Origin of the sequence: Streptococcus sp. HCA-5024 (genome assembly GCF_037890265.1) — a bacterium.
Taxonomy (GTDB): Bacteria; Bacillota; Bacilli; order Lactobacillales; family Streptococcaceae; genus Streptococcus; species Streptococcus lingualis.
This window is the reverse complement of sequence record NZ_JBBKBR010000001.1, coordinates 41,745-62,590: the sequence shown is the minus strand read 5'-3', so window position 1 is coordinate 62,590 and position 20,846 is coordinate 41,745. Positions and strand designations below refer to the sequence as shown.

17 protein-coding genes and 2 pseudogenes are annotated in these 20,846 nt (G+C 37.6%); 2 read left to right on the top strand and 17 right to left on the bottom strand.

Translation table 11 applies throughout. From position 1 onward, the window contains the following. Nucleotides 1–102: 102 nt before the first annotated feature. Nucleotides 103–801, bottom strand: coding sequence for a GntR family transcriptional regulator (locus WKT08_RS00305; RefSeq protein WP_003016564.1), 699 nt, complete (start codon nucleotides 799–801; stop codon nucleotides 103–105). Between the two features lie 128 nt (nucleotides 802–929). Here WKT08_RS00305 and guaA point away from each other — a divergent pair, with 128 nt between their 5' ends. Next, complete coding sequence (gene guaA / locus WKT08_RS00300) at nucleotides 930–2,495, top strand: glutamine-hydrolyzing GMP synthase (RefSeq protein ID WP_003012033.1); 1,566 nt, start codon at nucleotides 930–932, stop codon at nucleotides 2,493–2,495. 547 nt (nucleotides 2,496–3,042) lie between these two features. On the opposite strand, the gene WKT08_RS00295 is transcribed toward guaA, so the two are convergent. The 15 genes and pseudogenes from WKT08_RS00295 to WKT08_RS00230 all read right to left on the bottom strand — a co-directional run bounded on the left by WKT08_RS00295 (nucleotide 3,043) and on the right by WKT08_RS00230 (nucleotide 18,717). Further along, nucleotides 3,043–3,993 (bottom strand): helix-turn-helix transcriptional regulator, encoded by a 951-nt coding sequence (locus tag WKT08_RS00295; RefSeq protein WP_340279481.1) that lies wholly within the window; start codon nucleotides 3,991–3,993, stop codon nucleotides 3,043–3,045. Nucleotides 3,994–4,130: 137 nt separating this feature from the next. After that, on the bottom strand, nucleotides 4,131–5,201 hold the full coding sequence (locus tag WKT08_RS10450) for an AAA family ATPase (RefSeq protein WP_445330255.1): 1,071 nt from the start codon (nucleotides 5,199–5,201) through the stop codon (nucleotides 4,131–4,133). Nucleotides 5,202–5,900: 699 nt separating this feature from the next. Next, nucleotides 5,901–5,996 (bottom strand): annotated as a pseudogene (locus WKT08_RS10445) (DNA recombinase); the annotation flags it as partial. A gap of 378 nt (nucleotides 5,997–6,374) precedes the next feature. Beyond that, nucleotides 6,375–8,462 (bottom strand): DUF262 domain-containing protein, encoded by a 2,088-nt coding sequence (locus WKT08_RS00285; protein ID WP_340279479.1) that lies wholly within the window; start codon nucleotides 8,460–8,462, stop codon nucleotides 6,375–6,377. After that, complete coding sequence (locus WKT08_RS00280; protein WP_340279478.1) at nucleotides 8,459–9,985, bottom strand: DUF262 domain-containing protein; 1,527 nt, start codon at nucleotides 9,983–9,985, stop codon at nucleotides 8,459–8,461. Before WKT08_RS00280 ends, WKT08_RS00285 begins: the two co-directional genes overlap by 4 nt. Before the next feature lie 336 nt (nucleotides 9,986–10,321). Beyond that, nucleotides 10,322–10,561: pseudogene (locus WKT08_RS00275) on the bottom strand (Eco57I restriction-modification methylase domain-containing protein); the annotation flags it as partial. 418 nt (nucleotides 10,562–10,979) lie between these two features. After that, the gene (locus WKT08_RS00270) at nucleotides 10,980–11,990 is read right to left on the bottom strand and encodes a DUF1002 domain-containing protein (protein WP_003016663.1); all 1,011 of its coding nucleotides are present in this window, start codon (nucleotides 11,988–11,990) and stop codon (nucleotides 10,980–10,982) included. A 238-nt stretch (nucleotides 11,991–12,228) separates the two neighbouring features. After that, nucleotides 12,229–12,831 carry a lysozyme family protein gene (locus WKT08_RS00265; RefSeq protein ID WP_003007284.1) on the bottom strand — a complete coding sequence of 201 codons (603 nt, stop codon included), beginning with the start codon at nucleotides 12,829–12,831 and terminating at the stop codon, nucleotides 12,229–12,231. Then, nucleotides 12,831–13,805: a nucleoid-associated protein gene (locus WKT08_RS00260; RefSeq protein ID WP_070589003.1), complete on the bottom strand. Its 975-nt coding sequence runs from the start codon at nucleotides 13,803–13,805 to the stop codon at nucleotides 12,831–12,833. Before WKT08_RS00260 ends, WKT08_RS00265 begins: the two co-directional genes overlap by 1 nt. Nucleotides 13,806–13,813: 8 nt before the next feature. Further along, nucleotides 13,814–15,070: a serine hydroxymethyltransferase gene (gene glyA / locus WKT08_RS00255; protein WP_195529454.1), complete on the bottom strand. Its 1,257-nt coding sequence runs from the start codon at nucleotides 15,068–15,070 to the stop codon at nucleotides 13,814–13,816. A gap of 38 nt (nucleotides 15,071–15,108) precedes the next feature. Beyond that, nucleotides 15,109–15,720, bottom strand: a complete 612-nt coding sequence (locus WKT08_RS00250; RefSeq protein WP_150906069.1) for an L-threonylcarbamoyladenylate synthase — start codon at nucleotides 15,718–15,720, stop codon at nucleotides 15,109–15,111. After that, complete coding sequence (gene prmC, locus WKT08_RS00245) at nucleotides 15,707–16,543, bottom strand: peptide chain release factor N(5)-glutamine methyltransferase (RefSeq protein ID WP_340279477.1); 837 nt, start codon at nucleotides 16,541–16,543, stop codon at nucleotides 15,707–15,709. The genes WKT08_RS00250 and prmC overlap by 14 nt, the downstream gene beginning before the upstream one ends. Next, a complete protein-coding gene (gene prfA, locus WKT08_RS00240; RefSeq protein WP_003007273.1) occupies nucleotides 16,543–17,622 on the bottom strand; it encodes a peptide chain release factor 1 in 1,080 nt (359 codons plus the stop codon). The genes prmC and prfA overlap by 1 nt, the downstream gene beginning before the upstream one ends. A 9-nt stretch (nucleotides 17,623–17,631) precedes the next feature. Beyond that, on the bottom strand, nucleotides 17,632–18,111 hold the full coding sequence (locus WKT08_RS00235) for a GNAT family N-acetyltransferase (protein ID WP_195189863.1): 480 nt from the start codon (nucleotides 18,109–18,111) through the stop codon (nucleotides 17,632–17,634). A gap of 21 nt (nucleotides 18,112–18,132) precedes the next feature. Beyond that, on the bottom strand, nucleotides 18,133–18,717 hold the full coding sequence (locus WKT08_RS00230; RefSeq protein ID WP_003001444.1) for a thymidine kinase: 585 nt from the start codon (nucleotides 18,715–18,717) through the stop codon (nucleotides 18,133–18,135). Between the two features lie 114 nt (nucleotides 18,718–18,831). Here WKT08_RS00230 and WKT08_RS00225 point away from each other — a divergent pair, with 114 nt between their 5' ends. Then, on the top strand, nucleotides 18,832–19,014 hold the full coding sequence (locus WKT08_RS00225) for a 4-oxalocrotonate tautomerase (protein WP_001117401.1): 183 nt from the start codon (nucleotides 18,832–18,834) through the stop codon (nucleotides 19,012–19,014). A 59-nt stretch (nucleotides 19,015–19,073) separates the two neighbouring features. Here WKT08_RS00225 and ilvD read toward each other — a convergent pair whose 3' ends face one another. Further along, nucleotides 19,074–20,792: a dihydroxy-acid dehydratase gene (ilvD, locus tag WKT08_RS00220; RefSeq protein WP_340279475.1), complete on the bottom strand. Its 1,719-nt coding sequence runs from the start codon at nucleotides 20,790–20,792 to the stop codon at nucleotides 19,074–19,076. Nucleotides 20,793–20,846 lie beyond the last annotated feature (54 nt).

The window sequence follows — 20,846 nt, the reverse complement described above, 5'->3', positions numbered from 1 at the left end:
ACTATTTAGAAAGAATGATTTCAACCAAAAAAAGCTCCCAAATGCCAAAGAGAGTGAGCTCTCACACATTTGAAGAGTTTTCTATTTTTACGATTTGCGAGCTTAGTTATTTTCTAAATAAAATTCGAACCGCTCGCCGACATACTGACTTTTTACATACTCAAAAGCCGTCCCATCTTCAAAATAGGAAACCTGTGTCAGACCTAAAATAGCCTGCCCTTTTGAAATCTGTAAATAGTCCGCAATCTTATCCTTGGCCAATCGCGCATAGATGGTCTGGTGCGACTTTCCAATCTTATAACCATGACGTTCTAAGGTTTGGAAGAAATGGCTGGTAACCTCTTCGCGATTGAAATTCTTTATAAATTTCTCTGGAATAGAGGCTACTTCATAAACGACAGGGATCCCATCGGCATACCGGACCCGCTCCATCCGAATGATGGTCTCTGTCTTATCAATGCCCAATTTGTCCACTTCTTGGAGGCTAGGAATGGTTTTCCGGTATGAAATCACTTGGCTAGAAGGTTCCTTGCCTTGCGATTTCATAATTTCTGTAAAACTGGTTGTCCCCCGCATTTTTTCTTGGACGCGCGTGCTAGTGATAAAGGTACCACTTCCAACCCGTCTTTCAAGCACTCCTTCTTCGACCAGAAGGGTAATAGCTTGCCTAAGAGTCATCCGACTCACTTGAAATTTCTCAGCTAGATCGCGTTCGCTGGGAAGACGCTCCCCGATTTTCCATATTTTTTGATCAATCTCAGACTTAATCTGATCATGAATTTGAATGTAAGCTGGAATCATAACCTTGCTCTTTCTCTGTGTTATCTCTATTGTAGCGTAAAATTCCTAATTCTTCAATCAGAGATTGGTAAAGACAAGGCTTTTGTGTTAGAATAGAGGAAAGTAAATTTCTTTAAGAAGGGGATAAGATGACAAACCTATCAACTGATTTGCATGATGTTGAAAAAATCATCGTGCTTGACTACGGTAGCCAATACAATCAGCTTATTTCACGTCGGATTCGTGAAATTGGAGTCTTCTCAGAGTTGAAGAGCCACAAGATTTCTGCTGATGAAGTTCGTGCAATCAATCCAGTTGGGATCGTTCTTTCAGGTGGACCAAACTCTGTATACGAGGAAGGTTCTTTTGATATCGATCCTGAAATTTTTGAACTCGGTATTCCAATCCTTGGAATCTGTTACGGGATGCAATTGTTAACCCATAAATTGGGTGGGAAGGTCGTTCCTGCAGGTGATGCTGGTAACCGCGAATATGGTCAATCTGAACTGACTTTGACAGAATCTTCTGCTCTTTTTGCCGGCACACCAGACAAACAATTGGTCTTGATGAGCCACGGGGATGCTGTTACAGAAATTCCGGCTGACTTTATCCGCACTGGTACTTCTGCTGACTGTCCATTTGCATCGATTGAAAATCCAGACAAGAAAATCTACGGAATCCAATTCCACCCTGAGGTTCGTCACTCTGTTCACGGTTATGACATCTTGCGTAACTTTGCCTTGAACATCTGTGGGGCTAAAGGTGACTGGACCATGGACAACTTCATTGACATGCAGATCAAAAAAATCCGTGAAACCGTCGGAGACAAACGTGTCCTTCTTGGTCTTTCAGGTGGTGTTGACTCTTCCGTTGTTGGGGTTCTCCTTCAAAAAGCCATCGGCGATCAATTGATCTGTATCTTTGTAGACCACGGTCTTCTTCGTAAAGGCGAAGCTGATCAAGTGATGGATATGCTTGGTGGTAAGTTTGGTTTGAACATCGTTAAAGCAGATGCTGCTAAACGTTTCCTTGATAAATTGGCTGGTGTGTCTGATCCTGAGAAAAAACGGAAGATCATCGGTAATGAATTTGTTTATGTCTTTGATGATGAAGCAAGTAAACTCAAAGATGTGAAATTCTTGGCGCAAGGAACTCTCTACACTGATGTGATCGAGTCTGGTACGGATACTGCTCAAACCATCAAGTCTCACCACAATGTGGGTGGACTTCCAGAAGACATGCAGTTTGAACTGATCGAGCCACTGAATACTCTTTATAAAGATGAAGTTCGTGCCCTTGGTACTGAGCTTGGTATGCCAGACCACATCGTATGGCGCCAACCATTCCCAGGACCAGGTCTTGCCATCCGTGTTATGGGAGAAATCACTGAAGAAAAACTCGAAACCGTTCGTGAATCTGATGCTATCCTCCGTGAAGAAATCGCTAAAGCAGGTCTCGACCGCGATATTTGGCAATACTTCACGGTTAACACAGGCGTTCGTTCAGTAGGTGTTATGGGTGACGGCCGTACCTACGACTACACTATCGCCATTCGTGCTATCACTTCTATCGATGGAATGACGGCTGACTTTGCGAAGATTCCATGGGAAGTTCTCCAAAAAATCTCAGTCCGTATCGTAAACGAAGTTGACCACGTCAACCGCATCGTCTACGATATCACAAGCAAACCACCTGCAACTGTAGAGTGGGAATGATTTATAAACATGATTTGAAGTGAAATGGTTGATTTAACAGCATTTTCAGTTATTATAAAAGGTTAAAAATCAATCAAAATTGATTGGTTCCCCACCAAAAATCCCACCAGAAATATTCTGATGGGATTTTTTTATATTAGTTTTTATTCTTCTATTATTTGATGCTTTACTATCGTTCTTAATGCCTGGTTTTGAAAAAACAGTTCACAGTTGTTTTAAAGATAGAGTAAACCACGTTTTCTTAGAACTAATTTTACTTATTAATTTCATAAAATTTGAATCAGTATTTTTTAAACATATGAATAGTTTAGGTCTGTAAGAATTAGCTTATACTTCTTATAGAAATCTAACAAATCGTTGTCCCCTATGCTAACTACATTTTCAATCTTATCTAAATTTATCACTCTAGGAGCATATAAATATACTAGATAACCTTCATCTACATATTGTTTAAATTCTAAAGCGTCAAGTTCCTTTGCCTTCTTGCATTTCACTTGAACTACTGCTTTTCTCGAGTTATCAATTTCTCTTAGTCGCTCTCAAACATCTAGTCAATATAATTTTCTTGCATTCTCTTAATAAGAGTTTTTACATCATCGATTAATGATTGAGGAGACAATACCGTTAGGGATTCCGCTTGACTCAACAACCACCTCTTCAGCCCTGGTGTATCTTGACTCACAAATTCAATAATATTGCGATTTGATGTTTTTTCAATAATTTTTGCTGTTGGGAATTGATCAACAACAATTGCTGGATCATTGACGAATAGGACTCTGATCTTTAACTCTTTTCCTATGAATGGATCTACACGTTTATTACGAATTTCTCCATCGCGAAATTTTCTTCCATATGAAAGAGAAGGTTTTTCTTTTTTAGATTCTACCCAACCAAGTATTCTATCTAATTTTAAAGTCATATAAGAATCAAATAGTAAATTATAGGCTACTATGTAAAAATAATGAGTATCATAGTAAAGAGAAACTGGAAAAATTGTATGTCTCTTTTTAGTATTATAAGGAGATTGATAATCAATGTCTAAGACCAACTCCTTACGAATCAGTTCAGACCATTCCCAAACCTTATCAATACGATTTTGTGTGTCTGATAATGGTTCATAATTTAGCAACTCACTTGCAATAATACTGGAAACTTCTTTTTGCTCATCTTTTGAAATAAGTGCCAATAAACTATCAAGTAATGACTTGTTTTCTTCCTTATTCAAAGAACGATTTTCTAGTAAAATCTTTGAAATTACAAGAATATCCTTTTTATTAAATAAAGATTTTCCTTTTAGATACCTAGTATGGTGCCTCGTATCGTAGGCAAGTTCTGCTGCAACCATCGGTTGTGTATCTAAGAAACCGGACAGGAGAGAAAAATCTCGTTGTATAGTCTTTTCACTAACACCAAATTCATCTGCAAGCTGAGTCTTAGCTAAATGTGCGCCAGACTGTAATCGTAAAAATATAGTTAATAAGCGTTCTTGGTCGTTCATATAATCCTAAATCCTTTAACAATATTATAACATTTCCAATGGATTAGATTCAATCAATTTCCTAGTTCAAATCTTCTACCGATACTACTATTTGACAAGTACCTATTTTTTCTTTTAAAGTCTATTATAGGTTCCTTCTATCTTCCGAATCCTATCAACGATATTGATTTTGATGATTTTGCTTCAATAGCTACAATAGCCTTATTGATATCGGTCAAAGTAATTTGATTTAAAAAGGTGTCATCTTCTAACTGATTCTTATCACCTTCAATCACTCGTTGCGCTTGACTGAAGACAATCTCATCTACTAATTTTCGGACGTATCTAGCATTTCCAAAGTTTCTACAATTGACAACTTCTGAAAAATGCTGACGTAGTACCATCTTACAATCATCGGTTAATTGATAATATCTCTTATTTACCATCAATTCCAAAATAGCAATTAGTTGTTCAATTGTATAATCCAAAAATTTTATTTCTCTAGAAATTCTAGAGGAAAGTCCCGGGTTAGTTTCAATGAATTGGGCCATCAATTCTTCATACCCAGCAAAAATAACCAACACCTCATCCCGACGATTTTCCATTTCTTGTATAAGCGCTGAAATAGCTTCATGTCCAAAATCTCTCTCACTACTAGGGATAAGACTATAAGCCTCATCTATAAAGAGCACCCCTCCCCTTGCATCATCAAAAGCTTTTCTTACTTTTGGAGCAGTTTGGCCAACATATTCACCAACAAGATCCGTTCGACCTACTTCTACTAACTTATTCTCTTGAATTATCTTATTGTTGTATAAAATTTCTGAAAAAAGCCTAGCAACTACTGTTTTACCAGTCCCTGGGTTTCCAGAAAAAACAAGATGACGATTTAATATTTCATTACTATATCCATGAGCCTGACGCAACGCAGAAACTCGATTATAAGCTAACTGCTGGTTTAGAACTATTTTCACTTCTTCTAAACCGATTAATTCACTCAACTTTTTCTCCGCATTTTCTTCGTCTTCAACTGAAGATTCATTTTGGGGAATAAATCCATCCAGACTTAATTCGTTTTTATCTGAAGGATCATAATCATTTTGTACTGCAAATTCAACAAGCTCTTGAACAAAAGGACGAACTTCTTTAGCATCCTTTAGTTCTTTATTTTCAGCTATTAATTGTTCATAGTCTTCATTACTCAACTGAATACCTTTTTGATTTAACATTTGAAGGCCGATCTCTTTAAGCTCAGCTTCATCATAATTCGGAAAATTAACAATCGATACTTTACTAAAATCTTCAAGCAACTCTTTTTTTATAGATTCTGCCTCTTGGATAGTTCTCGTAATAATGATGTTAATTGAATGCCCCTTCTTTTGTCTAATTGTATCGTAAAATTCTGATTTTGTTCTTGGTCTTGCTGAAAGATAATCAACTAATACTGGGACATCTTTTTCGCCTATCTTAGGAATAAAAAAATTATTACAATTTACAAATATTGCATTCATTCCAAAAAGAGACATCAGAAATTTGATAGCAAATTTACGGCCAGATCCCCTCTCACCATTAAAAATATAAAAGTGTTGCTGTTGTTCATTATTATTTATTTTTTCTTGAAATGAAAGATATGTAATTAGTTCCTGAACAGCCTTCTTAAAATCAGTGAGACCACAAATGTTTTTCAATTCATCCAGTTTTTCAAAATTAGGCTTTAGATGATAAGACATTGTCTCTTTATTTGCACCTAATAAGAATTTTACTAGCTCACTTCTATCACTTGTTTCAAGTTTCTTTATAAAATCACTTTCTGTTAGAGTTTTAACTTTTTTTAATGTAAACTCATGGTCAAAAAAATCCTTTATTTTCCCAATGATTTCTTGAGCATTGTAATTTTCTTGAGAAATAAGGTAATAAGCGTCATCCTCTTTAAATAGCAATAAACGATTAGTCTTAATAAAATCTTCTGTTTGAGTTTTTAAGAAATCATCATGATTCTTAAACTCAACTTGATAATAATTCATTTAATTTCACCTCTTTTTATTGATAATTTAAGTTTACAAAAAAGAGTGGACAAATTATGTCCACTCAATTGTTGCTAGAAAAGATTTTTTAAGAGAAATCTCATTATTTGTTTAAAAAATTACTAATAAAATCCTTGTTAACTGCCAGCTAAAAGCAAATAACCAATGTAAGACTCATTGTTTAGTTTACCAATTTGTATAAGAAACAATCATTTAGGAGTGACGATAGTATATATACCTAAAATAGAGATACACAATTTAGTGAATCTTAGATCTAAATAGGTAGTACAATCATACTTATCTCATATAAAAAAAAGATATAATCGTAACTGCCCATTAGATAGATAGTAAATTTTGAATATTTTTTACCAAAATATATCACAATGATGTATTGTTCAATTCATTTCTCAAGTATTCAGCTAATTTTATAAAAGATGCTGGAGAGTTGTTTAACCTTGAATATTTTTCATCTTCATACTTTTTAAACTTATAACAATCCTTATAGAATCTAACTTCATAAATTTTTTCAACACGAAGAACCCTATCTAAAGTACCTAAACCAGGCTCACTTTCATAATATGACTTAATTTTAAATTCTTTGAGTTTCTCTTGCAATGCTAATAAATGAATATCAATGTTTTTTGCTCTAGAGTTTTTATTAGGAATTAGAAGCATTTCATCTGGTCTACCTAACCAGTTAGGGGCTTTTAATCTATACTGTGAACGGTTCATTTTATTGAACATTACCTTGTAGTACGAAATAAAAATATATCGCCATTCTTGCTCATCTATACTATTTATGTTTTCATTTATTATCCTCTTATACTCAAACTCTAATGGTTTATTTACATCAATCGAATCTAGTAATTTTTTAACATATTTACTTTTAGAAGAAAATAATCGTTTTAAACTTGGTGTACTTGAACTTTCATTAGGATCATCTTGGCAAAGTGTTTTATAGCTATCTACATTTAATGTATAGTCTCCAAAAGAAAGCAAAGCCGTTCTTAACAAAAGTCCTTCTTTAGGTTTCGTATCTTCAAACATAGTACTTATCTTATCCCAATAAAAACTTATTTTCGAGTATTTATCAGCTGTAGAATCAGTATCTTCAAAATAAAAGCTACTTCTAATTTGTCCACCAAAATAAACATGATTTTCAGCATTAAATATCACTTCTGATTGAGATGGATCTTCTAAAATTAATTTCGCCTTTTCTATCTCCTCGTTAACCTGTTCTGTACTAAAACCTGTAATTCTATTATTTTGAGACAAATAATCGATAAGGTCTGAAACATGGTTAATTTGCTCATTTATACCTCGAATTGCTCTTTCATAAGGTTGTTGGTAATCTATTTCAGAGTTATCTGTTAAGTTTCTAAAAATGCGGTACCAACTTTTAAAATTATCATCTAATATTTTCCCAGAATGAAGTAAATACAAAGAAATGAAGTGAAAATAGACTCTATCTTTTAAACTCTTATTTATGATAGCTTTTTCCAATACTTGTGAAACCTTTGATTTCTCATTTTCCGTTAAAAAATCAAGTACACTTGCAATCAATTCTATGTGCTCTAACTTAATATCTTCAAATAAAATATTAGTTGTCCAATTTTCACGTTGAGAATAATCTAGTGATTCTAAGTTATTAATCAGTGCAATTTCAAATAAATTTAAAAAATTTATATCAAATCTATTTTTATCAAATCTCCAAATAGTATCAGTCCATTTTGTATCAAGCTTAAGTGCTATATCATTTGCTAACTTAGTGTCTACCTCATGTACTCTTGAAATAAATCTTGCTTTAAAATTTTCAAAATCAGTTAGAGGACGTCCTCTAGAGTTCAATTTAATGTATAGCTCATCCTCTGAACCTAAATCTTCGATATCAAGGAAGTTGAACGCAACTCTATAATTTGTTTCCGATGTTAATGCATTTGAATAGTTGTATTGAAAATCAAAAAATTCAGTTATTCCGTCTAAGGTTACAAGTGCTCCTTGAATAGTAGGATCTAATGTCCATGAATCTGCGAACCAAGCAGCATCTTTTATTATTTCAGACGGTTTCTCTTCGAGTTGAAAAATTGATTTTCTGTGTTCAAATAAACTAGCGAAAAATTGTTTGGACGAATCTCTTGTTTCATAGGAAAAATTTCTAAGAAAATCACAAGCATCACTGTCTCTAAAAGCGAAAAGGTATACTAAAAACAAAGTTGTAAGTCGCTGCTGACCATCTAGTGGTATAAAATTCCCATTATGAGATTTTCCGTAAATAAAATTAAGGTCTAAAGTTGGCTCTTCGCTGTTAATTAAAGCAGAATTTATATCAATTAATAATTGTTTTCTTACCTCGGTAGTTCTTAAATCTTTCCTTCCTTGCGCATAATCGCGTTGAATTAGTGGAATTACAATGCGATAACTTTCTAAAAGAGTCTTTAAGTCATATTTATCATCCATTATACTCATATTTCCTCTCCTTCAGTACCAAAGAATTTATTAAATTCAAGCTTCATTGCTTTAATATAGTCAGTTTTATCATTGTCTGACCAAACCTCAAAATTTTCAATTTCTTCACTATACACTTTTAAAAATATATTTCTAGTACAAACCGGAACAAAACGACCTTTAGCGTCTACATCAATAATAATTTTCCTTTTTTGTGCGAACGGACTATCTTGATAAGAACGATTTGTTTTAGAGTCAAGTAAAGTGAGGTTCCCTAACCCATCATCAGGTTCTGCAGATTCATCAGCAGTAGCATGAATATGCTCAATATCCCACTTTTGAGTTTTATAAATATCAAACGGAAAACGGTACTGTTTCTCGCTTTTATTAATCAAAGTAACTAAGTTAAATAATAGTAATACATTCTTAACTCTCTTATCTCCGTATACTAATTCGTCTAGCGAATCAAGGTCAGGAATAGTATCAAATGCTAATTTTTTCAACTCATCGAAAGCTTCTGATTTTTTCTTGTCTCTTGTCGCCTTAAATACTTTATCTAGATTTTTACTATCTAAAGAAAGCAGATAACCAATTAAATGATATTTATCTAAATCTAAGTACCAATTATTTAGTTCTTCAAATAGTATTTGGACTTTTGACCAAAAGTCTGATATAAACTCTGATTTATTTTCGGTCCCCTTATATTCTTCATATAATGAATAAAAGGTGGAGTATTTGTCAACTTTGTACTCTTCAGAATTCCCATGTATAAGTAAATTGAAAATAAAATCTATTTTTGTATCATAAACTTCATTATTAGTCAAAAACTGCCAAAAAGAGTTCTGTTGAAGTTTATGTTCTATATGATTCCATGCAATAGATCGATGTATTCTATCGCTCTCTTCTCCATTTTTATAATTATTTTTGTCGAGTATCAAAGCTTTAATAAGTTCAGCATTTGTTAACGGTATTTTCCCTATATTAACTTTGGTAAAAATCTTTATAGGGTCTTCAGTTTCATCAATCTCATACCAAATAAAAAACACATTTTCTGTAAGAACCTTGTAGATATCATTCAAAGCATTATTTGAGTTTATTTCTTCACGATCAAGCCATTTATCTATTGCTTCAAAGGCTTTACTGATGTGACTAGCATCAATGTCAATATTTTCAATTTCTTTATAAGTATCAAAATTTAAATTCTTTAAGTAGTTTCCACTCTCTTTTCGGGTTTCATACTCTAAATCAAAAAAATCATATTGATTAGTTCTTCTACGACCATTATTAAATTCTGCAGACATAAATTTAAGAAATATATAAATACTAGTTAGTCTTTGCTGTCCATCAACAACATCGTAAGTGCCATCAGCAACTTTTTTTACGATTAATGGTTGTAGACAATATTTATACTCAGTGTTATGATTATAAAAATCATCTAATAAAGTTGTAATTTCATGCTCAGTCCACCTATAGCCTCTTTGATATGATGGAACGTTGAACTTAAGACCTCTTAAATCTTCAATTTTCTTCTCTGAAATACCCATTTTAATCACCTATTCCATTTGTTTTCGCTTTTAAATACTAAAAAACCTTATTATAAAATAAAAAGTTAACAAAATATCAAATTAAAGATATTATTCAATTTTAGTCAATATAATTTCATGCATTTTTTTTATAAGATTTTTTACATCATCAATTAACGATTGAGGAGACAATGCCGTTAGAGTTGCCACTTGACTCAACATCCACCTCCTCAGCCCTAATGTATCTTGACTTATAATTTCAATAATATTACCATAAGTATTCTATCTAATTTTAAAGTCATACAACAAAAAGAGAGCTAATATATCCGATCAACAAGGATGCAGAAGAAGGCAACGCTTGGTTCGGTCTTTCTGCTCATACTTAGACTTTTCTGATCGGGGTTGAATCAAGTTTGCATAGGCTCCCGTCACCCTACTTGGAGTGATACGGTCACTCGGAGCAAATCCCTTTCCTAACAATTCATAAGAATGTGTCGCCCAAACAATATTTTTCTTTGTCGTTCGATCTTTTAAAAGAATTTTTAATAAATCACTCGACTCCAAAGCCAACTGTTCTTCACTAATATCTATTGGCATAAAGCAACCTTTCGTGTTATTTATTGGAATTTCTACAAAATGTCTACTTTTCATTTATTAATCTATTATATTTTATCACAAAAATAGTTTTCTCAGTGTATTTATAGGTATCTTTAATGGTCATTTTTTGAACCATTCTTTTCAATGTTCTATTTGTTATTTTTTAATATCAAATTCAAAATCTAAAATTTTCATTCTTTCAATTTTTTTGAAGCGCCTTTAAATAGTGAGATTTTGATTTCTGTTTTACTTTAGTTTCTTACATTGGGATGACTTGCGTCTCTAGGCCTTTATTAGTGAAAGGATAAAGCTTGACATCATCAATTTTAAAACATAGTTGTGCTCTCATCATTCAGCTAAACAAGTTAACACACAAAAAGCACTCTGACATCTTGTCAGGAGTGCTTTCGTGCTGTTTTTAGCCAACTAAACCACTAAAGAATTTGACAATGGCATTCCAGATGGCTCCGAAGAAGCCTGCAATGGCATTCCACGCATTTGTGAAGAAATTTCCACTGTCTTTTAGAATAGCATTTGTATCAAAATTGAGATTGATATTATTAAAGGTATCGCCTGCCTTGTCTACGATACTATCTTTCAAGTCCGACAAGGTTTTAGTAAAGCTTTTGCTACTGATAACACTACTCTTTGAGAGGTTGACTGCGAAATTCACGATCAAATTAATCTGATCACCTGTTACAGTTGTATCCAGCTTATAATTTTTCAGGGTTTCTTCGACAATCTTTCGAATATCATCCTTGCTTAAATCCTGATTGTTCTGTTTGGCATTGGCTACTGCTGTTTTAATGTCGGTCAATGCTACGTTTAACTTATCAGCATCGAAGTTTTTCTTACCAGCGTTTTCTTCATTGATCCCGGATAGAGTCTTTAACTCTTCTTGGGCTAGATCCTTGCTTTCTTGAGAAACCTTGGCACCATTTTTCTCAAGCGAGTAATAGATCCCAGCTAAGGCACTTTCTCCGGTCACTTGGATAGGGGAAGCTACTGTAATTTGAGCATGCTCCAATCCAAGTGTAACGGCTGCATTACGATACATATCTGCAGTGACCTTGGTGATGTTTTGAGGCGTCACGATATTCACTTCTAGTGGCTTATTTTTACCTAATTTTTGAATTTTAACAGAGGAATACAGTTCTAAACTATCATCGTTGGCAACGTTCATAATCGAAGAATAAACCTCTGGTGTCATCGTTTTCCACTCTTCTTTATCTTTTGAACTATCGTAGTTCAAGAGACTCAAGGTTTGTTCGATTTGACTTTGGTCCAGCGAATAGCCCAAAACATAGTCTGGCTTGACATAGGTTTCATCAATGACTTTCTGCACATTGCTATCTGCGGAAACTCGCGGGATAGCGGTAAACAAGGCCAAAGTCGTCGTTACAAACAATGCAATCTTCTTTAATTTCATCTTTTTCTTCTTTCTAATTCAAATTACCTCTGGGTATCTCATATTACCTTTCTCACCTCACTAGAGATGAAAAAAGAAGTAAATAAAGAGTTTACCCACTTCGATTTTCATTATACAGTTGATTTCTTAAAACTAGCTTACAGTTTTTTTAAGAATGCATGACATTTTTATTATCCCTCAAAATCGGAGGCAGAACTGATCAGCTTAAAAAAGAGCCAATCGGCTCTCTGGAAAATGATTAAAACCATGAAAATAACTTCATAATCGTCATATTGGTTTCTACTAAACGAGAATAATAAATGTTACCCCCATTAATGTAGAGTTCCATCCCGTTTAAAAGAGAGATAGGGTGGAGGTAAAGATAAGTTTCACCGGTTACATTGCCAAGACTTGGTGCTACTACATCCCGTGAATAAGCGCGGGCCAACTCTAGGGAATTTGTTCCACCGTGTTTTGCGACGTAATCGATGTAGTCTTTCCCAAAATTATAGGCTTGAACCGCTGTCCAGCTATCAACGCCTTTTTTCTTGGCTTCTTTTAACTCATCTGAAAGAGTTTGAATTCCTTGGCGAATACTGGCCTTATTATCACTAATAGTATTGGTCTCACCACTTGCACTCTCACTCGCCTGCATGACATCGTCTTCTCTGCCTTTGGTCTCCGTATAGATCATAGCCAGAATGAGGTTTTCATTGGCCGTGGTGTCCTCCTCAGCAAGGACTTCTCTAACCAGGGAGCGGTACTGCATGACTTGTTTGACATCATGGTGGATCTGAATTCCCTTGTAGATTCCAAATATTAGTAAGATGAATAAGAAGATCTTCACTATACGTTTAATCATTATTTACTCTGTATATCCTCAATATTTTTGATCAAAATAGAATAGGTTCCGTTCTCGTTTAGAATAAATTCAACAGATTCTGCATCTTCATAGACATTATTCGGAACGATTAGTTCAATTCCATTTGACAATGACAATTTCTGATTTTCGAACTTCTTCAACTGGCGACTTGCATCAATTTCTTCAAAGGTGACAGGCTCTGGTACAGCTTCTTTGACTTGGTCAATAAAACTGAGGCGAGCTGTCAGATTATCATCGAAGAGATCATTCGCTAATTTCTCAGGAGAGAGTTTATTTTCTTCCTCAATATGGTTAAAAATAGCTGATTTAACCTTTGATTGAAATTGAAAATCATCTGTGTTGAAGCTTTCCGCAATCTTCTGGGCTGTTTTTTCTAGTGCCTTGATCGATTTTTTAGGAGAGATCTTGGGTTGCGCCTGCAACAGATTCTCAGAAAAATAGTTCAAGAACGTCCCGTTGTACTTGATCCGTTTTTCAATCAAGTGGTATTTGCGACTTTGAAGATTGATGACCAAGGCCTCATCAGCACCAGTGCCAAAACCAGGTAGATTATTTTGCGTCAGCTTAATCGGATTATCCACTTCACCACCAAGATGCGTCAGGGTTTCCCGTAAGGCAATCCGAAGAAAGGCAAAATGGTCCACCCCTTCTTTTGAGAATTGAATGAACACCAAATCATTGGTCTTTTGATTCTCAGAGACGACAAATTCTTCCTTCCAGCGATTCGCTACTGCTACCGAAGTTTCTAATAGGTCATCTGAAATCATCTCAAGAAAAGGATTGTCCTCTTCGAAAATACCGGTCCTGGCTTCATCAGAGTAGACCCGTTCAATCTTTTTGCGCAAGTATTCCTCAATTTTAGGTGTGATATTGAGAAATTTATCTGCTAGATAGAGATCGGTATCGTCAGGGCTAAATTGATGAATGATGGCTTTTTTTACGTAAATATCCATAAGATGGTTTAGTCCTCGTAAAGTGGAAAGGCGTCTGTCAAGGCTTTGACTTGGCTACGTACTTCGTCTAATACTTCTTGCTTGTCCGCATTCTTCAGCGCTTTGATCATCATTTCAGCAACGGTGCGACTTTCTTTTTCACCAAAACCACGAGCGGTGATGGCTGCTGCACCAATCCGAATCCCACTGGTCTTAAATGGAGACAAGGTTTCATAAGGAATAGAGTTCTTGTTGAGGGTGATATTGACTTCATCCAACAAGTTTTGCGCCACTTTCCCATTTTCAACGACTTTAGTGACGTCGACAAGGAAAAGGTGGTTCTCTGTTCCGCCTGAGATGACGCGGAAATCAGGATCTTGCAAGAAGACATCAGCCATGGCCTGACTGTTCTTAATCACGTTGGCTGCATACTCTTTAAAGGCAGGATCCAACGCTTCTTTGAAAGCGACAGCTTTGGCTGCAACGACATGCTCCAATGGTCCTCCTTGAATACCAGGGAAAATAGCAGAGTTAATTTTCTTAGCTAACTCCTCATCATTAGTCAAGATCAGGCCTCCACGAGGGCCACGAAGGGTCTTGTGAGTGGTCGTTGTCGTGATATGGGCATAAGGAACTGGACTTGGATGGAGACCCGCTGCCACGAGACCAGCAATATGGGCCATGTCAACCATGAGCTTAGCTCCTACTGCATCTGCAATCTCACGGAATTTAGAGAAATCAATGATATGAGAGTAGGCTGAGGCACCAGCAACGATGAGTTTTGGCTTCACTTCTTGGGCTTGTTTTAAGATGGCATCAAAATCCAAGAGCTCTGTTTCAGGATCTACACTATAAGACACAAAGTTATAGGTTTGACCAGAGAAGCTCACAGAAGCTCCGTGCGTCAAATGTCCACCGGCAGCTAGATCCATCCCCATGACGGTATCACCAGGCTCAATCAAGGCCATATAGGCAGCACAGTTTGCCTGACTTCCTGAATGCGGTTGAACGTTCGCAAATTTAGCGCCAAAGATTTCTTTGGCCCGTTCGATCGCGAGACTTTCGACCACATCGACCACATCTGTCCCGCCATAGTAACGACGACCAGGATAGCCTTCGGCATATTTATTGGTCAGAATAGACCCTTGAGCAGCCATCACTGCCTTAGAGACGACATTTTCAGAAGCAATCAATTCAATATTGTTTTGTTGACGCTCTTCTTCTTTAGCGATCGCATTCCATAGGTCTGCATCATAGGCTTTGTAATCTTCTTTATCAAAAATCATAGGTCTACTCCTTTATAAAAAATTATTTATGTACATTATCACTGAGGAAGTTTATCATCCTCAAAGGAAAGCTCTGGCACTTGTGCAAGCAAATCAGCTTGTGTAATCGAACCTTGCCGCAAAATCCTGGCTTTAGAACCAGAGATATCCAAAATAGTTGAATCTTGGCCAGTCAAGAAGTCATCATCCTCTATACCAGGAACCACTTGATCAAATTCGCTTACAATAGCCTCATACTTTGTTCCACTTGCATGACCTGAAAGATTAGCCGAGGGACCAACCAAAGGACCGTACTTACGAATTAATTCCAACGTTTTTGGGTGAGCCGGAATACGGAAGCCAACTGTATCCAATCCTGAATGAATCCAGCCAGGTACCTTGTCATTCGCCTGAAGGATAATAGTCAGAGGTCCTGGTAAAAATGAATCAACCAGTTTTGTTAAATAACTAGGTTGATTTTTCGAATAAAGTCGAATCGCTTTTTCATCGGCTACATTTAAATTCAGAGCCTTGTCTCTAGGTCTACGTTTTAACTCGTATATATAATCGACTGCCTCTTGATTCAAAGCTTTGGCAAAAATACCATAGACTGTTTCAGTTGGCAGAATAACCGCACGTCCTGCTTCTAATTCTTTCTCAATGTGATCCATTGTCTACTACTACCATTCTATCTTGTCCAAATTGGTCTTTCAGAACGCGAACGCGTTTGTCGGGAAATGCCTCTTGAAAAAGCTCTTTTACCTTGCTTCCTTGCTTATAGCCAATTTCTAGGTAAATCTTTCCATCTGGTGTTAAAACACTTGGTGCTTGCTGGGCAATCTTTTCGTAGATGGCATATCCATCACGATCCGCAAAAAGAGCTAAGTGGGGTTCAGAGGCTAAAACATTGGCTCCAACCTCTTCTACATCATCCCGAGAGATATAGGGAGGGTTGGATACAATCAGGTCATAAGGACCTTCTAGTTCGTCCAGTACATCTGACGACTTGAAGGCAAGGACTGCTTCTAGCTGCTTGGCATTTTTTTGAGCCAGGGCTAAAGCCTCTTCTGATACATCGCTAGCTTGAACCCGCCAGGCAGGTCTAGCAAGGGCTAAGCTAATAGCGATAGCACCACTTCCTGTACCAATATCCAGAACTCGTAAGGCTTTCTCATCGTTTTCTTCGAGAATTAGAGCCACCAACTCCTCTGTTTCTGGGCGTGGAATCAGCACGCGCTCATCCACTGTAAAAATATGGCCAAAAAAATCTGCGCTACCAATAATATATTGGGCAGGAACGTGATGTTTCAGCTGCTCAAAGATGGATAGAAGCAAGGCCTGATCCTCTACTTTAACTTCTTTTTGCAAGGCAAGGACAAAGTCTGTAAAAGTCCAGTTTTTTAAAGCACGATACGCGAAGGAGAGGCTTTCTGCTTCCTCTCCAACGGCTATTAATTCTTCTTCATACTGGGCTAATAATGGTCCCAACAACATTATTTGTTCAACTCTTCTAGTTTTTGTGTTTGGTCATACAAGACCAAAGCATCGACCACTTCATCTAATTTACCAGATAAGATGGTATCCAGTTTTTGAAGGGTCAAGCCAATCCGGTGATCGGTCACACGGTTTTGAGGGAAGTTGTAAGTCCGGATCCGCTCTGAACGGTCACCAGTCCCGATAGTAGACTTTCTCTCAGCGTCTTGCTCATCTTGGGCAATCTGAGCAAAGTGGTCAGCCACACGCGCACGGATGATCTTCATGGCTTTTTCGCGGTTCTTCTGTTGCGTCCGTTCTTCCTGCATCTCGACCTTGATATTGGTTGGCAAGTGGACGATACGAACGGCTGTTGCGACCTTGTTGACGTTCTGTCCACCCGCACCAGATGCGTGGTAGATGTCAATCCGAAGGTCTTTTGGATCAATGTCGTACTCGACTTCTTCGATTTCTGGCATGACCAGAACTGTGGCAGTTGAGGTATGGACACGACCTTGGCTTTCAGTCACAGGAACGCGTTGTACCCGGTGGGCACCAGATTCATACTTGAGTTTCGAGTAGACCGATTGCCCAGAGACCATGGCTACGACTTCTTTGATCCCGCCAACGCCATTGTAGGAGGCTTCCATAACTTCAAAGCGCCAGCCTTGGCTTTCCGCGTATTTTTGGTACATCTGCAAGAGGTCACCAGCAAACAATTGGGCTTCGTCTCCTCCAGCTGCTCCACGGATTTCCAAGATAATGTTCTTGTCATCGTTTGGATCTTTTGGAAGAAGTAAGATCTTCAATTTTTCTTCGTACTCTTCCTTTTCAGCCTTAGCATCTTTTAGCTCTTGCTTGGCCATTTCTTCCAAGTCCGCATCGCCGCCTGCTTCCTTAATCATTTCCTCAGCGTCGACAATGTTTTGAAGGACTTGCTTGTACTCACGGTATGCAGTCACCGTATCGCGAGTGGAAGCCTCTTCTTTTGAAAGCTCCATAAAGCGTTTGGTATCAGAGACCACATCTGGGTCACTCAATAACTCTCCTAACTCTTCGTATCGGTCTTCTACAGCTTGTAGTTGATCATAGATATTCATGTTCGCTCCTTAATTCTTGGTTGTTAGATCATAGATTGCTACAATTTCGTTTTCTATGACTTCTCCAGTTTCTTTAAATCCATAATGGAGATAGCAAGATCTCGCTTGATTATTTTCCGGTTCATAAGATAACCAAAGACTTGTTGCTTTTCCAGCTGGCTCTGTTCGAACAAAGTCAATGACTGCATCCATAGTCGGTTTAAAATAGCCTAAACCTTGAAATCGTTTATCGATCATAAAACGAAATAACAAGTAATTTCCCTTGCTGATCCCAATTTTCTGGTCATAGGCAATCATAACAAAACCAACTAATACTTCCTTATCATAAACTGCTAAGGGAGCTATAAAATCACCATTTTTATCATATACATAAGCTTCAGCTAAACTAATGGAATTGGATGCAATAAAATTCCTTTGGTTTGGATGAACTTCTAGATTTAAAACGTCAAAATAATTCTCTATTGTAACATCTTTTAAACAAATAGACATTATTATCCTCTCTATAACATTCTAGACGCTTTCAGTTGGAATGTCTGGATTAAAATAATGCTTGCGGCAAACGGAGATATAGGTCTCGTGTCCACCGATCTGGATCTGCTCTCCATCATAGACAGGTTTACCTGCTTGGGTACGCAAGACCATAGTCGCCTTGCGGGAACAGTATTGGCAGATGGTTTTGATCTCCTCGATCTTGTCGGCTAACAAGAGGAGGTGTTTGGAACCTTCAAAGAGTTCATTTCGGAAATCATTTTTGAGGCCAAAAGCCATGACCGGCACATCCAGTTCATCCACGACTCTTGCCAAGTCATAGACATGGTGGCGTTTCAAAAACTGAGCTTCATCGATTAAGACACAGTAAGGTTTGATTGCTTGGTTTTTAATAAAGCCAAAGATATCCGTATCGTCTTCAATTGCAACGGCTTCTCGTTTCATACCGATCCGACTAGAAACCACTCCTACTCCATCTCGTGTATCGATTGCCGAGGTCATGATGACGACGCTCTTGCCTTGCTCTTCATAATTATGGGCCACCTTCAAAATCTCAATGGTTTTCCCCGAGTTCATGGTCCCATATTTATAATATAATTGTGCCATTTTCCTTTTGTTCTCTCTAAAATGTGTTTCATTATCATTTTACCATAATTTTGCTAAGCTTTGTATCCCAAAATGTGATAAAATAGTCCTATAAAAAATTTAGGAGGTGGCCATATGCCATTTGTACGAATTGACCTATTTGAAGGACGCACCTTGGAACAAAAGAAAGCCTTGGCCAAGGAAGTAACCGAAGCTGTTGTCCGCAATACTGGCGCTCCTCAGTCAGCTGTTCACGTCATCATTAACGATATGCCTGAAGGAACCTACTTCCCTCAAGGTGAAATGCGCACCAAATAATGGTTCCACTAAAAAAGCCTTTCTTGCTTGTGATATCACATAGCAGGAAAGGTTTTTTCTTATTTTTCTTGTGCTTGACGTTCTGCTTTCCGTTCTTCGAATTCTTCGTCACTCATCAAGGTTCCGCCGACATTGGCTGATTTGGCAAAGGCTGTATAGCGACGCAACCAACCGCTAGAGATTTTTGATTTGAAAGGTTTCAAATATTTGCGACGTTCTGCAAGGGTTGCATCATCAACAAGCAAATCAATGGTACGATTTGGAAGATCGATCACGATTTCATCCCCATCTTCAATTAGGGCGATATTCCCACCTTCTGCTGCTTCTGGAGAAACGTGACCGATAGCAATCCCACGAGTAGCTCCTGAGAAACGACCATCCGTAATCAGTGCCACATCCTTACCAAGACCGCGTCCGACAATCTTAGAAGTTGGTGCTAGCATCTCTGGCATACCAGGTCCACCCTGAGGGCCCTCGTAACGAATAACGACGACATGTCCCTTCTTGACTGTTCCATTGTCAATCAACTCAAGGGCTTGATCTTGTGAGTCGCAACAAATAGCTTTACCACGGAAAGTGGTCACAGATGGATCTACCCCACCGACCTTGATAACAGCTCCATCCTGAGCAATATTTCCGTAAAGGATCGACAAACCACCTACAGGTGAAATAGGATGCTCGATTGGATGGATAATTTCTTCATTTTTGATTTCAGCACCAGCTACGTTTTCTTTCAAGGTTTTACCAGTAACTGTGATACGATCACCCTTAATGGCACCTTTTTTGATCAACTGATTGATAATGGCTGGAACACCACCAGCTTCATGCACATCATGCATAGTATAAACACTTGAAGGGGCAATTTTAGAAAGATAAGGTGTCTTCTTAGCAATCTCGTTGATATCTTTGAGATCATAGTCAATCCCTGCTTCACGCGCAATAGCGAGCGTGTGAAGCACTGTATTGGTTGAACCACCCATGGCCATATCGAGCGCAAAAGCATCATCGATGGCTTCTTTGGTCACGATATCCCGTGGGCGGATACCTTTTTTAATATTCTCTACCAATTGTTTGGCCGCTTGGCGAACCAATTCCCGGCGTTCATCTGAGACAGCTAGGATGGTACCATTTCCAGGAAGAGCAAGGCCTAATACTTCCATCAAACAGTTCATGGAATTGGCAGTAAACATACCAGAGCAAGAGCCACAAGTTGGGCAGGCATTTTTTTCCAAAAAATCCAGCTCATCCATGCCCATATCACCAGCTTGATAAGTACCTACAGCTTCAAACAAACTTGAGAGAGTCGCCTGATGCCCCGTCATGTCAACGCCGCCCTTCATAGGTCCACCAGAACAAAATACGGCTGGCACATTGGTCCGCATGGCAGCTAAAATCATTCCTGGTGTAATCTTGTCACAGTTGGGAATATAGAAAACACCGTCAAACCAGTGGGCATTGATGACCGTTTCAGCAGCATCTGCGATCAACTCGCGAGATGGCAAACTATAACGCATCCCGATATGGCCCATAGCAATCCCATCATCGACACCGATGGTATTAAATTCAAAAGGAATCCCACCAGCCTCGCGAATAGCTTCCTTAGCAACATCTGCTAATTCACGCAGGTGAACATGGCCTGGAACGATATCAATATAGGAGTTACAAATGGCAATAAAGGGCTTTTGCATATCCTTTGCTGATTTTACTTGCCCTGTTGCATAAAGGAGACCACGCGCTGGTGCTCGGTCGATCCCCATTTTGATCATATCACTTCTCATCTTGTTCTCCTTCTAGTTCTTCATTTCTACCTCCTAATCTTACCACTTTGACAT

Excerpts from the sequence above, each read along its gene's own strand:
- WKT08_RS00280 (WP_340279478.1), bottom strand. The coding sequence starts at position 9,985 with ATGGGTATTTCAGAGAAGAAAATTGAAGATTTAAGAGGTCTTAAGTTC.
- WKT08_RS00305 (WP_003016564.1), bottom strand. The coding sequence starts at position 801 with ATGATTCCAGCTTACATTCAAATTCATGATCAGATTAAGTCTGAGATT.
- WKT08_RS00225 (WP_001117401.1), top strand. The coding sequence starts at position 18,832 with ATGCCATTTGTACGAATTGACCTATTTGAAGGACGCACCTTGGAACAA.
- WKT08_RS00260 (WP_070589003.1), bottom strand. The coding sequence starts at position 13,805 with ATGGATATTTACGTAAAAAAAGCCATCATTCATCAATTTAGCCCTGAC.
- WKT08_RS00250 (WP_150906069.1), bottom strand. The coding sequence starts at position 15,720 with ATGGATCACATTGAGAAAGAATTAGAAGCAGGACGTGCGGTTATTCTG.
- prfA (WP_003007273.1), bottom strand. The coding sequence starts at position 17,622 with ATGAATATCTATGATCAACTACAAGCTGTAGAAGACCGATACGAAGAG.
- ilvD (WP_340279475.1), bottom strand. The coding sequence starts at position 20,792 with ATGAGAAGTGATATGATCAAAATGGGGATCGACCGAGCACCAGCGCGT.
- WKT08_RS00230 (WP_003001444.1), bottom strand. The coding sequence starts at position 18,717 with ATGGCACAATTATATTATAAATATGGGACCATGAACTCGGGGAAAACC.
- guaA (WP_003012033.1), top strand. The coding sequence starts at position 930 with ATGACAAACCTATCAACTGATTTGCATGATGTTGAAAAAATCATCGTG.
- WKT08_RS10450 (WP_445330255.1), bottom strand. The coding sequence starts at position 5,201 with ATGTTAAATCAAAAAGGTATTCAGTTGAGTAATGAAGACTATGAACAA.
- WKT08_RS00235 (WP_195189863.1), bottom strand. The coding sequence starts at position 18,111 with ATGTCTATTTGTTTAAAAGATGTTACAATAGAGAATTATTTTGACGTT.
- prmC (WP_340279477.1), bottom strand. The coding sequence starts at position 16,543 with ATGTTGTTGGGACCATTATTAGCCCAGTATGAAGAAGAATTAATAGCC.
- WKT08_RS00270 (WP_003016663.1), bottom strand. The coding sequence starts at position 11,990 with ATGAAATTAAAGAAGATTGCATTGTTTGTAACGACGACTTTGGCCTTG.
- WKT08_RS00295 (WP_340279481.1), bottom strand. The coding sequence starts at position 3,993 with ATGAACGACCAAGAACGCTTATTAACTATATTTTTACGATTACAGTCT.
- glyA (WP_195529454.1), bottom strand. The coding sequence starts at position 15,070 with ATGATTTTTGATAAAGAAGATTACAAAGCCTATGATGCAGACCTATGG.
- WKT08_RS00285 (WP_340279479.1), bottom strand. The coding sequence starts at position 8,462 with ATGAGTATAATGGATGATAAATATGACTTAAAGACTCTTTTAGAAAGT.
- WKT08_RS00265 (WP_003007284.1), bottom strand. The coding sequence starts at position 12,831 with ATGATTAAACGTATAGTGAAGATCTTCTTATTCATCTTACTAATATTT.